The sequence below is a fragment of the Amycolatopsis sp. VS8301801F10 genome, assembly GCF_046195355.1.
Classification (GTDB): domain Bacteria; phylum Actinomycetota; class Actinomycetes; order Mycobacteriales; family Pseudonocardiaceae; genus Amycolatopsis.
In genome coordinates this window covers 1811896-1824314 of the sequence record NZ_CP176065.1, presented here as the reverse complement: position 1 = coordinate 1824314, position 12419 = coordinate 1811896, and the positions used below count along the sequence as shown (strand labels likewise).

Below are 12419 nucleotides of genomic sequence, written 5' to 3'. Positions count from 1 at the left end.
AGCACGGCCGCCTGGACCGTCAGGGGGCCGTTTCCGGGTCGGTGCGGTGCGGGCTCGGCGCAGTGTGCTGGCGATGTTCGCCGCGATCGACATCGACCGGAGGTAACCGTGACGCTCAGCGAGCTGCTCCCGAGTCTCGGCTGCGAGGCCGCCGACCATCTCGAACCGGGGCTGTGGCCGCAAGGCACGAAGCTCGGCGAAGGCGGTGAACTGCTCTTCGCCGGCGCGCCGGTCAGCCACCTGGCCGCACGCTTCGGTACGCCCGCCTACCTTCTCGACGAGGAGCAGGTGCGCGAAACGGCCCGCGCGTACCGTCGCGCGCTTCCGGAGGCCGACGTCGCCTTCGCGAGCAAGGCGCTCTGTACGCGAGCAGTGTTGCGTTGGGTCGCTGAAGAAGGACTGTCGCTCGACACGTGCTCCGCCGGCGAGATCGCCGTCGCGCGCGCGGTCGGTTTCCCCGCGGAGCGCATCCTGTTGCACGGCAACGCGAAAACGCCCGAAGATCTGAAAGCCGCGCTGCAGTACGGTGTCGGCCGCATCGTCCTCGACTCTCTCGACGAAGTCGAGCAACTCGGCGCCCTCGCCCACGGTGCACAACGCGTCCTCATCCGCGTCACGCCCGGCGTCAGCGGCGACACGCACGCTGCGATCACGACCGGCACCGAAGGACAGAAGTTCGGCTTCTCGCTCCGCCCCGACGTACGCGACAACGTCGACCGCGCGGTCGCAGCAGCGCTTTCGCAGCCAAGCCTGCAACTGACCGGACTGCACTGCCACATCGGCTCGCAAGTGTCCCGAGTGGACCGTTACGAAGAAGCCGCACGACGGATGGTCGAAGTGCTCGTCCGCATCCGCGACCAGCACGGAATCACGTTGCGCGACTTAGACCTCGGCGGCGGCCACGCGGTGCCGTACACCGACCGTGAAGCGTCCTTCGACCTCGACGGGTACGCACGACGCCTCCGGGTCGCACTGAGCTACGAATGCTCGTCGCGCGATTTCCCCTTGCCCCGCCTGACCATCGAGCCCGGTCGCGCGATCGTCGGACCGGCAGGCATCACCGTTTACCGCGTGTGCGCAGTAAAACGCGGCGCACGCACCTTCGTCGCTGTCGACGGCGGCATGAGCGACAACCCGCGCCCTGCGCTGTACGGCGCGCGCTACACCGCGCGTCTCGTCGGCCGTCGCACGAAGGCCGCGCGTACGCCGATGACAGTTGTCGGACGACACTGCGAGTCCGGCGACGTACTGGCGGACGTCTGCCTGCCGGACGACATCCACGTCGGCGATCTGTTGGCCGTACCTTGCACCGGCGCGTACCACCACTCGCTGGCGTCGAACTACAACCTCGTCGGCCGCCCACCGCTGGTCGGCGTCCGCGACGGACACGCGACACTCCTCGTACGCCGCGAGACCGAAGAAGACCTGCTCCGCCGCTGCTAGCTTTCGATGGTCTGACCGTCGCGGGCAACGGCGCCGCGCGTCAGGCGTCGCCCAGCGAAGAAGTCACGGCACGCGCGTTGCACAGCGAACATCAACGGGAAGCCGACAAGGATTGCTACGACCCCGATCACCGCGACGCCGCCGATGCCGAACACTGTGGTCTCTCCGGCGTCAGGCTTCGCGTACGCAATTGCCGCGAGCACCAGTACCGCCAGGAAGAACACGCCGCCCACGAAGGGCAGTAAGCCGCGAAGCACGAAGTTGCGCACGCTCGACAACAGCGTCCGGCGAAACACCCACACGCACGCAAGCGCCGTCACAGTGAACTCGATCGCGATCGTAAGCCCGACAGCGTCGACCGAATCCGCGAGCACGTTCCGGCTCCACAATGCCAGCAACACGTACAAGGCGAGCGACACCAACCCGAACGCCCAGGTGGTCACCGACGGCGTCTGGTACTTCGGATGCACGCGGCCGAACACCTTGGGCAGCGCGCCGTGGCTGGCCATCGACAACGTGGTGCGCGCGGCGGGCATGATCGTCGCCTGGCTCGTGGCCGCACCGCTGGTCAGCACCGACACGATCAGCAGTACCCCCATGACCTTGCCGAACCCGGACGTCCCGAACACCGCGCCGCCCAGCCCGGCGAGCACGTCCTCGGCGTTCGCCTCGTTGGCCAGCCCGATCCCGTGCTCGCCGACGCCCGCGAAAGCCAGCGAAGCGACGGTCACCAGCAGGTAGTTGAGCACCAGCAGCACGGTGGACAGAATCGCCGCCCGCCCCGGCGCGTGCCGCGGGTCGGCCGATTCCTCGTTCACCGAAAGCGAACTCTCCCAGCCCCAGTAAATGAACACTGCGAGCAGCACCGCCGACACTGCCGTCCCGACGCTGACCCCGTTCGGCCACAGCCAGTCCCACTGCGGCGTGGTCGCCTGCGGGCCCGCCGTGCCGCTATAGACGCGCGTAAGCGCGACGACGGAAAAGATCACCAGGACGGCGAGTTCGATGCCGAGGAGGATCCACTGCGCCCGCGCGGACACTTCGATGCCGCGGTAGCACAGCCAGCAGAGCCCGAGCAGCCACGCGCACCCGATCGCGGTCGTCACCGCGCGGTTGTTCGCGAGGTCGTCTAGACCAAACAGCAGCAGCGTGTACCGGCCGGTCAGCGCCGACTGACTGCTCATCACCAGCAGCTGCTCCACCAGGACGACCCAGCCGGTCATCCAGCCGACGCGGCTGCCGAACGCGCGGGTGGCCCAGGTGAAGTTGGTGCCGCAATCGGGTTCGGCCGCGTTGAGTTCCCGGAAGGCGAAAGCGACGAACAGCACCGGGACGAACGACAGCAGCACGAACGCGGCGGCCTTGAACCCCGTCCCGGCGAGCACGATGAACCCGAGCGTCGCGGCGATCGAATACGCCGGCGCGGTCGACGACATCCCGATCACCGTCGAAGACACCATGCCCAGCGCGTTCGGACGGAGCCCCTTGGCCGGCACCACGGGCGCGGCGACGGCTTCGGTCATTGGAATATTCCTCCTCGGGATCGGCGGTTCGCGACCGTACCCGCTGTTTGCCCGAGCCAGAACGGGGGCGTGCGGGAGCGCACATGTCCGCCATCCGGAGAAGAAAACGGGAAAGGGTCTCCTGCTCTCCGGCTCCTGCCGATACGCTGCGCGTCTGACGAATCACATGCCGAAACACAGGGAGGGACGGCATGGGTGACGAAAACCGTACGAAAATCGAGGAACCGCGTGCTCCGAGAGCGCTAGACGGGACAGACCGGACGCTCATCACGCTGTTACAGGAAGACGGCAGGGCGTCGTTCACCGCACTGGCCAAGGCGGTGGGTCTTTCGGAGGGCGCGGTGCGGCAGCGAGTACAACGGCTGCTGCGGGAGGAAATGGTGCAGATAGTCGCCGTGACCTCGCCGGAACACGTCGACCTGACCCGAAGGGCGATGGTCGGCATCACGGTGGACGGAGACGCCCGCGAAGTGGCCCAGCAACTGGCCAAGGTCGCCGACGTGCACCAGGTGGCCCTCTGCTCGGGCCGCTTCGACCTGCTGGCGGAACTGCTGTGCCGCGACGACGACCACCTCCTGTCCGTACTCGGCGACGAGGTACGGCCAATCGCGGGCGTCGTCTCGACGGAGCTGTTCGTGTACCTGAAGCTCGCGAAACAGGACTACTCGTGGGGAAGGCTCACCGCCTGACCCATGAGTACGGTTCACGGTTGGACGCCCGGCTGGCGGGCACGGGCCGGGGTTCTCGGTGGGGCTCCCGGCCTGAAATGCCAGCTGAGCCACGGAGGGGCGCGGAGGGACCGGTTGCCCGGTTGGGTTCCTGGGCTGGTCTCGGTTCTGGGGCTCGCTCCGGTTCTTGGGTTGGCCCCGGTTCCTGGGCTGGCCCCGGTTCGCGAGTTGGTCTCGGTTCTCGGGTTGATCCCGGTTCTCGGGTTGGCTCCGGTTCGTGGGCTGGCCTCGGCTCTCGGGCTGACTCCGGTTCGCGGGCTGGCCTCGGCTCTCGAGCTGGCCTCGGTTCGCGGGCTGACCTGGGCTCCTCGGGCGATGCCCCTTGGCGCGGTGGGCACGGTCCGCGAGCCAGCGCGGAGGGTCCGGACCGGTACCCGGCTGTGCCTTGGGCCGACTGGATCGGGCTGGCACCCGGCTCTGGCCGGGCCGACCCGAACCGGTACTCCGGCTCGGCTGGCTGGGCCAGATCAGGCTGGCCCCAGGTCTGGACCACTGGCCCCGCGGCCGGTGTCTCAGACCTCGAACGACCAGGTCCGGAGCTTGCCCAGACCGGAATCGGCCGGGCTTCGGAACTCCGGTTCCAGCACCACGCCGGCCCCGGTTTCGGAACTCCGGCACGGCACCGGCACTGGTCGGGCACGGTTCCGGCGCAGCCATCCGTCCGACGCCAGCACCGACACCGATCCCGGCTCCACCGCTGCCCCAGCAACGACGCTGGCCAGCACGGGATTTCCACCCCAACCACCTCTCCAGCAACGACGCTGGCGGACACCGAACCGGCCTGATCGCTAGCTCCAGCAACGACGCTGGCCCAGCAACACGCCACCCGGCAACGGAGCGGGCCTAATCACCAGTTCCGGCAACGACGCCGCTCTGGCACCAGGCCCAGCTCGCCCTCGGTTCCAGCACCCGTGCTGACCCCGGCAACGAACTCCGACCCCATCGGCACCCAGCCGATCCGGGTTCAGCGAGTCCCCCGTCGGATCAGCATCAGTGCAGGTCGGGGCGACGAGTTCCACAGCCACGGCATCCGCGCTGGCCCCGGCGACGGGCACCAGCGAGCGACACCGGCATCCGAGCTGGCCCCAAGCAACGGGCGCCAACCCGAGCCACCGGCATCACACTGGTCCCGGCGACAGGACCCAGCTAGAGCCACCGGCATCGGAGCTGACCCCAGCAATGGGCACCAGCCCGAGCCAGCGGCACCCGTGCCGCCCAGACAACGGACTCCGGCCCACCACCGGTTCCGGCAACGGCACCGGCCCTGGTCCGGGTTCCCGGCCCAGCACCGCCGCTGGCCCGCCTCGGCCGCACACCGACGTTCCCTGCCCCAGTCCCCGGCACGGGAACGCTCGCCGATTCCCCCGTCTCCTCAACGCGACCAGCCCCGGATCCCACTCACCGGCACAGTGCCGAACTCGGCGAACCGACCGCGGCCAGCACTCACCGCCACGCGAATTCGCGCCCCTTCCATACTACTTCAAGATGACTATTACATCCCTTCACCGATTAGACCGACTGGCCGAAGCCATCAGTTTCGCTAATACGCCCGAACGGCCGCACTAGTCGAATTTGCCCACCGCGCAGTCGCAATAGCGCTTCCGGCGATTCCGTATCGCCCTCCGCCGCCGAGCCGGTTCCGGCTCCAATCCCGGCCCGCGCCTTCCCCGATCTGCCCGGCGCAATTGCCGAGCAGCCAATCAGGCCGGTTATCCGCCCAGCAGAAATTCCCGCGGAGCCAGCGCCCGGTCGACCACGCGAGCCTCGCCGATCTCGCCGTAGAAACTGCGTTCCACCTTGCCCCGGTACGACGACGCGCCGACCAGCCAGCTGCCGCCCGGGTTGGCCAGGCCGATCGCCGGCGTCTTGGGGTTGCGCAGCAGCGGGCAGCCGTCGACGTACAGGGTGCTGCGCCATCCGTCGTTGACGACCGCGACGTGCCACCACTTCGCCAACGGCAGTTCGTGTCCCCAGTTGGTCGAAATTCCGTTCTGGTTCAACGGGTACACCGCCCACTGCAGCTCCGCGCCGTCCGAGACGCTGAACGTCGCGGCCGATTCGTTCGGGTCGTCGCCGGACTTCCCGGCCGCGCCGCCGTTGCCGAGGCGTGCGAAGAGGCCGCACCAGCCGTGGGTGCCGTCGCGGAAGTCTTCGGGCAGGCGGATGAACGCCTCGACGGTGTAGCCGCGCTGGAAGTTCAGGCTGTTCATCGGCGCGCTGTCGACGGTCTGGAGGTACGCGCCGCGGTTAGGGTTGCGCGCGCCGTCGAAGCGAAGGCTCGCCCGCGACGGTTGGCGGGGCGAGAAGTCCGCCGAGTAAGTCAACGCGTCGGGCGCGCTGCCCGGCACGGTCGCGCGGCGCAGGTCGTTGCCTCGGCCGGTGAGGTCCTTGATCAGCGCGTTGTCCGGTACCGGAGTTCCCGCGCGACCGCCCTCGAACCGCCAGTACGCGACGGTGCCAGGTACGAGCTGCGGCTTCACCGGGCGAGCGGGCGGCACCGGAACGGGCGCGAACCCGGCGAACCGCTTGTCGAAGTCGATGTCGATGCTGAAGTAGTCGACGTCGGTGCTGCGCTCGGCCTCGATGCGCTCGAGTTCGCTGAGGTCGCGCCGGCCGTCGAGCCACGGCGAGAAGGTGCGGACGTCGATCACGCCGCGGGCGACGTCGAACTGGTACAGCCGGATCATGCCGCTGCCGCCGTAGTAGCGGTCCTGGTAGTTCGCGAGGTGCAGGTGCACGTCGTGGCCCGCGGCGTTGCGCTTCACCAGCCGGCTCGGCGGCCAGTAGTGACCGTTGAGGGTCAGGAAGATCTGGTCGCTTTCGTTGACGAACTCGTCCCAGACCTGCTGCCCGAAGTCCGACAGGAACGCCTTGCCCTGCTCGTCGGAGTTGACCAGCTCGTGGATCGTCAGGATGGCGGGCGTCTTCGGGTGTTGCGCGAGGACCTGCTTCGCCCACGCGAATCCGCCCGCCGACGGACGCCAGTCCATCGCGAGTACCAGCCATTCCCGACCGGCGGCGCGGAACACGTGGTAGGTGTTGTAGCCGTCCTTCGAGGAACCGCGGAACGTCGGCGAGTTCCGTTGCCGCTGCGGCCCGAACGCATCGAGGTACGGCGTCCGGCCGCGCTGGTCGTCGGTGCGGCCGTCGATGTCGTGGTTGCCCGCGAGCGTGCTGTACGGGAAGCGGAACCGGTCGAGCGCTTGGAACGACCGGCTGATGCCAGCGAACTCCCGCGCCTGCCCGTTCTGCGTGAGGTCGCCAAGGTGCGCGAGGAAGACAACGTTGTCGTCGTGCGCGTGCCGCAACACGTACGCCAATGAGGCGTCCACCGGCGCCGAGTCGCCCCGGTCCTCGTCGAACAGGTACTGGGTGTCCGGCATGACCGCGATCGTGAACCGCGGGCTGTCACCGTCAGGCCGCCGAGCGACACCAGGATCGGCCGCGGCGATCCCGTTCAGACCAGGAAGCGCGGACACCGCCGCACCGGCACCGAGGATTCCGGCACCGCGCAGGAAGTTCCGCCGTGAAGAGTCAGTCACGAGCAGGAAGCTACGGGCCAGTCCCGACCGCTACGGCAACAATTGCCGACGGCTCGATGAACAGCTCCACGGCACGGCGTTTCTGTCCGGCACAGGACAACGGCAGCTCGGTACGGATACCGCTCAGTGACCGTCGCGTCGCCTCTCGTCGCCGACTAGCATGCCCGGCACCGCAAACCACAACAGCCCGAACAGCAAGACCGCCATCCCGCCGACGAGCCCCATCGCCACCGGTCCGAATGAGACCTTCGCGATCAGCGCCACAGTCACCGTGATCGCCGCGGCAAGACACCCGAACCCCACAAGCACGACCCGGTTGCCGACCCGCAGGATCTGCTCCCGCCGCCCAGTACGGAACAGCATGCGGTGCCACGCCGCAGGCGCGATCAACAACGCCGTCGCCGCGACGGTAAGCAGCACCGCCAGCAGATGCAGCGTTTTCTCGAACCCGCTCGCGTCATGGAACCGACCCGTGAAGACCACCGACAGCAGGAAGCCGAAGAGGATCTGGACGCCCGCCTGCGCGACCCGCAACTCCTGCAACAGCTCGCCGACGTTCCGCTGCAGCATCTGGTTCCGCGTCTCGCCGGTGTGCTCGACGTCGTCTCCAACCTCAGCCGACTCGCTGACCTGCGCCGGACCACTGACCTGCGCCGATTCCCCGACTTCAGCCGTTCCGCTGGCCGCCGCCGATCCCTCGGGCCGCGCAGAGCCACTGCCCTCCGCCGACCCGCGGGCCGCTGATCCGCTGGCCGCCACTGTCCTGGGGACCGGCGCAGAGCCGCCGTCCTGCGCTGGCTCCCTGGCCCGCGCCGATCCGGTGGCCTGCGCTCCTCGGCCAGGTTGTGCCGGTCCGGCGGGTCGCTCCGATCCGCTGGCCTGCGCTGGCCTGTCGGCGCGCGCCCGACCACTAGCCTTTGCTGGCCCGTCGGCTTGCGACCAACTACTGGCCTGAGTCGGCCCGTCGGCTTGCGTCCGCCCGCTGGCCCGCGCCGGCCCGTCGGCTTGCGACCGCCCACTGGCCCGCGCCGGTCCGGCGGCTTGCGCTCGCCCGCTGGCCTGCGCTGGCTCGTCGCCTTGCGCAGCTTCGCTGGCTTGAGGCAATCTGCGGCTCCGACCCGACCCGCCGGGTCCCGGCGATCCGGATGCCTGCGCCCGGCGGCCGGATTGCGCGGATTGCGCCGATCCGCCGCCGCCCGGCAGCCCGCCACCGTCTGGCCCGCCGCTCGGCAGCTCACCGCTCGGCAGCTCACCGCCGTCTGGTCCGTCACCCGCCAGGCCGCCACCAGATGGTCCGCCACCGGCCGATCCGCTACCGCTGGCCTGCCCTCTGGCGTCCGCCGGCCCACCACTCTCCGACGCCCCACCGGCCTCGACCGGCCCGCCGGCACCTGCCGTTCCGTGGTGGTCCGCGCGACGGCCGTCAAACCCCATGGCTCCGTTCGGGTCGTCAGGCATGTCAGGCTCCACCAGTGCTCGCCGAAGCATCGCCGGGCAAGTCCGACGCTGCCACGCTGCCAAGTACCCAACGCGTCAACGCCCGAAAACTCACCAGACCACCCGGGCGACCTTCAGATCCGCCGCAACCGCGATCCGAGCCCCACCCGGCCCGTCAACCGCCCCTGCAAACCGAGCGCGCGCTGCAGACCGGGCACGCCGAAACGCACCAACCACCGCAGAGCCGTTCCGCGCTCAGCACAGCATTCGGCCCTCCCGCCCGACGTCCGGGCAGGGACCCGCAGCAGCGCCTCGCCTGGCCCGGCCCACGGCTGAATCTGGCCGATCCCGACGCCGTCCAGCGCCCCATCGCACCTCACGCCCGCGCGGAAAGCCTTCCCGAGGTCCGGGCGACCTCCACACGTTCGAGTGGAGAACATGGCACGGCGCGCGCCGACTGGTTAGAGAAGTTTCATGCGTTCCCTCCCTAAGTTCCTTTCCGCGGCCCTCGCCGCCGGTCTCTCCGTCACGAGCCTTTCGGCCACCTCCGCCGCAGCGGCTCCGCGCACGGCCTCACCACTGCACTTCACCGCTGCCCACGGCACGTTCGCGGCATACACGCCCGGCAGCAAGGCCGTCACCTACCGTCCGGATCTGGTTCCCGCCGGAGCCAAGGCGCACGTCTCCGCCCTGTCCGGCAGCCGCATCGGCACCACAACCGTGCTGGTGATCAGCGGCCTCCTGCCGCAGCACGAATACGGTGCACACGCGCACGTGAACTCCTGCGGCGCCACCGGTGACGCCGCAGGCGGACACTTCCAGCACGTGCCGGACCCGGTGAAGCCATCGGTGGATCCGGCCTACGCCAACCCGCGCAACGAGATCTGGCTCGACTTCACCACCGACCGCTCAGGAATCGGTCATGCAACCTCCATGGTGAACTGGACATTCGACGGACGGCGGGCGAAGTCCGTGGTGATCCACGAAACCCACACCCACACCGACCCCGGGCACGCCGGAACCGCGGGTGGACGGCTGGCCTGCCTGGACGTCGGCTTCTGAATCCGGACCCGCCTCAGAATCCCCAGGACTTCTCCGGCACGATCCGGATCCGGACGGAGTAGTCGGCGTCGAAGGCCGCCGGGTCAGCGAACCCGATACCGGCGTAGTGCCGCTGGTATTTCGCTAAGTAACCGGGTGCTTCAGAGGCCTTGGCCTCGTCGATGTGCGCGCGTCCGTTGACGACGATGATGCTCCCGCCGTGTTCGTCGCTGTTCAGGTGGAAACTCACCTCCGGGTTGGCGGCGAGATGCCGGAGTTTGGCCGTGCCTGGCCGGCTGAAGACCACGATGTCCTCGCCGTCGAGCACGAACCAGACCGGCCGCGGCGCGGGGCGTCCGCTCGGAGTCACAGTGGTGAGCCAAGCGACGGATTCGCCCGCGCGTTCAATGAGTTTCGGGTCGTGGGTGTAGGTCATGATCGGATGCCTCCTCGGTAGGTTTCCCAGGTAACCACGAGCCACCGACAGTTCTGGCCCGGCGGCCGGCGCGACGGCCTCCGCGAGCCGTCTCCGACCACTTTCCAGACAGCTAATTTTGTTGCTATACAAGGAAAACCCCCGATCCGAGGTAAATCTCGATTCCCCGGATCGGGGGACTTCTCACAAACTCAGCGCGAGGCGACAACCCGCGCGTACCGGGCACCGGCAACAAGCAGGATCACCCCGGCGCCGAGGAACGCGCCCACGCGCGCCAACCCGTCCAGCGCGGCAAGGTCGAACAACACGAGCTTCGCCACCGCAGCGGCCACCAGCACCAGCCCAGTGATCCGCAACGCAACCACCTCGATCCCGCGCAGGAGAAGGACGAGTGCCACCACCGTCCACGAAACCGTGACGAGCGTGTGGCCGACCAGGAATCCGGCGCGACCAGGGATTACGAGCATGGACGCGGCCAGAACCAATCCAGCGGCACCGTAGAGCGCACACAATCCTGCGGGCAGCCAAGGCGCAAGACTGGCCGATTTCACTACGTTGAGCCGAATCGCCGCCCACGGCAAGGCGATCGCCGCGGCGAGAAGAAGCGCAGCCGAGGCCAGCGCGGAAAGGAGCAGATCGCGCGGATGCCAATGCGGGAGCACCAACAGCGCCGGAGTCACCTCCGACCCGAGCGCGAACAGCCCGCCGATCACCGCGAAGGCGAGAGAACCACCTAGCGCGAACCGGTTCCGAGTGAACTTCGCCGCGAAGGCGAGCACTACCGCTTCGCCAAGCAGGACAGCTCCCCCATCGAACTGCGTGACGGTCGCCTGCATCGCGGCGACGAGGCCAGCGATTCCGGCGACAGTACCGGAATTCCCCCGCACGATGGGCCAGGTCGCGATGAGCACAACCGCCGTTCCGCCCGCCAGAAGCACGGATTCCGGCCGGTTCAACACCAGCGCGGCAACCAAGATCGGCAGCGGCGCAACAGCAAGGACGGACAGCGAGTAAGGCTCATTATCGTTGCGTCGCAACGTAATCATCGCTGCCGCCGCGCTGACTACACCGGCGGCAATCACTGCCCACACCGGCAGGGTCCGCAGCCCGACACCGATCAGCGCCGATGTCAAGGGAGGAATGGCTGCAGTAAACGAAAGTGGCCACCATGACCGACGGAGCTGGACAGGGACGGTCGCGATCTGGATCATGAGAAGGAACGTCACGAGTTCGTCGCTGAAGCCCCAGGTGATCAGGGGCGCGCACACACCGCATCCTCCCACCACGGCATTCGCCAAGAGAGAGGAATCCCATTTGACCGCAAGCAAAAGGCCGCCCACCGCGATCGCCAAGCCGACCGCGAGCCCGGCGGGAACCGGCAGGAAATCGTACAAGGAGGTGGCAGCGACAGTGTCGAGGTAGAGCGTCGCGATCCCAGTGGCGACAAGGGCGAACGCACCGGTGCGCGCAGCCGGTTTGCGGTGCAGCCAAGCACCCGCGCCGACAAGGATGCCACCGAACACCGCGCCAACTGCTACCCGCGGCAACGGACCGAGCCAGCCGCGCTGGATGGCCAGAATCAGCAGCAGGACGACCCCGAGCAGAGTCACCGCACCACCGATCCACGCCAGCAGCCGCGAACCGGCGCCCTCACGGCTGAGCCGCTCCCGGAGTGTCGGAGGCGGGGTGTACAGCGGTGGGGCGTAAGGCCGTTGACCGTAAGGCGACTGGGCGAAGGGCGGTTGGCCGTACGGCGGCCGTGGGGCAGTTGCCTGCGGGTGTTCTTGGGCGGACTGGCCGGCCGCGAACTGACCGGCGGCGTGCGGTCCGTGACCCGGATGGGCAGCGGACTGTCCGGCTGCGGCATGGTCCGCGGCGGGCTGGCCAGGTTCGGGTCGCGGCGTCGACGGGTGGGTCGTGCTGGCCATGGGCTGGGCGGAATACGGAGCTGCGTAAGGGTTGTACGGGTAGTAGCCCGGGTGGGGGTGGAACGTCGTCCCGTGCGCGGCCGAGTAGGCCGGGTACAGGTACGGGCCGGTGCCCTGCGTAGTTGGGTAGCCCTGGGCGGGTGCGTGGCCCGGAGCAGTCGGGTAGCCCTGTGCGGCGGGGTGACCAGGCGCGGGCGGCTGGACTGGTCCGGCAGCGCGGGCAGGCTCAGCGGCTTGGCCCGGCTCGGCGGGCTGGCCCGGATCACCGAGAGGACCGGGCGTGGCTGTCTGGCCCGACGCGACAGGGTGGCCAGGTTCGGCCACGGCCCCAGGCTGCTGCG

At 68.8% G+C, this 12419-nt stretch carries 8 protein-coding genes and 1 pseudogene; 3 read left to right on the top strand and 6 right to left on the bottom strand.

Going from position 1 to position 12419, the window contains the following annotated elements:
• The first annotated feature begins 108 nt into the window (after nucleotides 1–108).
• The gene (lysA, locus tag F9C11_RS08820) at nucleotides 109–1443 is read left to right on the top strand and encodes a diaminopimelate decarboxylase (protein WP_409184388.1); all 1335 of its coding nucleotides are present in this window, start codon (nucleotides 109–111) and stop codon (nucleotides 1441–1443) included.
• Here lysA and F9C11_RS08815 read toward each other — a convergent pair.
• Complete coding sequence (locus F9C11_RS08815) at nucleotides 1440–2966, bottom strand: APC family permease (protein WP_409184387.1); 1527 nt, start codon at nucleotides 2964–2966, stop codon at nucleotides 1440–1442. The genes lysA and F9C11_RS08815 overlap by 4 nt on opposite strands.
• Before the next feature lie 191 nt (nucleotides 2967–3157).
• On the opposite strand from F9C11_RS08815, the gene F9C11_RS08810 reads away from it, so the two are divergent.
• The gene (locus tag F9C11_RS08810) at nucleotides 3158–3655 is read left to right on the top strand and encodes an Lrp/AsnC family transcriptional regulator (RefSeq protein WP_009084674.1); all 498 of its coding nucleotides are present in this window, start codon (nucleotides 3158–3160) and stop codon (nucleotides 3653–3655) included.
• A gap of 551 nt (nucleotides 3656–4206) precedes the next feature.
• Here F9C11_RS08810 and F9C11_RS08805 read toward each other — a convergent pair.
• The 3 genes and pseudogenes from F9C11_RS08805 to F9C11_RS08795 all read right to left on the bottom strand — a co-directional run.
• Nucleotides 4207–4419 (bottom strand): hypothetical protein, encoded by a 213-nt coding sequence (locus F9C11_RS08805; RefSeq protein WP_409184386.1) that lies wholly within the window; start codon nucleotides 4417–4419, stop codon nucleotides 4207–4209.
• A 984-nt stretch (nucleotides 4420–5403) separates the two neighbouring features.
• On the bottom strand, nucleotides 5404–7236 hold the full coding sequence (locus F9C11_RS08800; protein ID WP_409184385.1) for a LamG-like jellyroll fold domain-containing protein: 1833 nt from the start codon (nucleotides 7234–7236) through the stop codon (nucleotides 5404–5406).
• 123 nt (nucleotides 7237–7359) lie between these two features.
• Nucleotides 7360–7833 (bottom strand): annotated as a pseudogene (locus tag F9C11_RS08795) (DUF6328 family protein); the annotation flags it as partial.
• A gap of 1314 nt (nucleotides 7834–9147) precedes the next feature.
• On the opposite strand from F9C11_RS08795, the gene F9C11_RS08790 reads away from it, so the two are divergent.
• Nucleotides 9148–9735: a superoxide dismutase gene (locus F9C11_RS08790; RefSeq protein ID WP_409184384.1), complete on the top strand. Its 588-nt coding sequence runs from the start codon at nucleotides 9148–9150 to the stop codon at nucleotides 9733–9735.
• A 13-nt stretch (nucleotides 9736–9748) separates the two neighbouring features.
• Here F9C11_RS08790 and F9C11_RS08785 read toward each other — a convergent pair whose 3' ends face one another.
• Both F9C11_RS08785 and F9C11_RS08780 read right to left on the bottom strand, forming a co-directional pair.
• Nucleotides 9749–10150 (bottom strand): TIGR03667 family PPOX class F420-dependent oxidoreductase, encoded by a 402-nt coding sequence (locus tag F9C11_RS08785; protein ID WP_409184383.1) that lies wholly within the window; start codon nucleotides 10148–10150, stop codon nucleotides 9749–9751.
• Between the two features lie 191 nt (nucleotides 10151–10341).
• Nucleotides 10342–12078 (bottom strand): DUF2339 domain-containing protein, encoded by a 1737-nt coding sequence (locus F9C11_RS08780; protein WP_409186853.1) that lies wholly within the window; start codon nucleotides 12076–12078, stop codon nucleotides 10342–10344.
• Nucleotides 12079–12419: the final 341 nt, after the last annotated feature.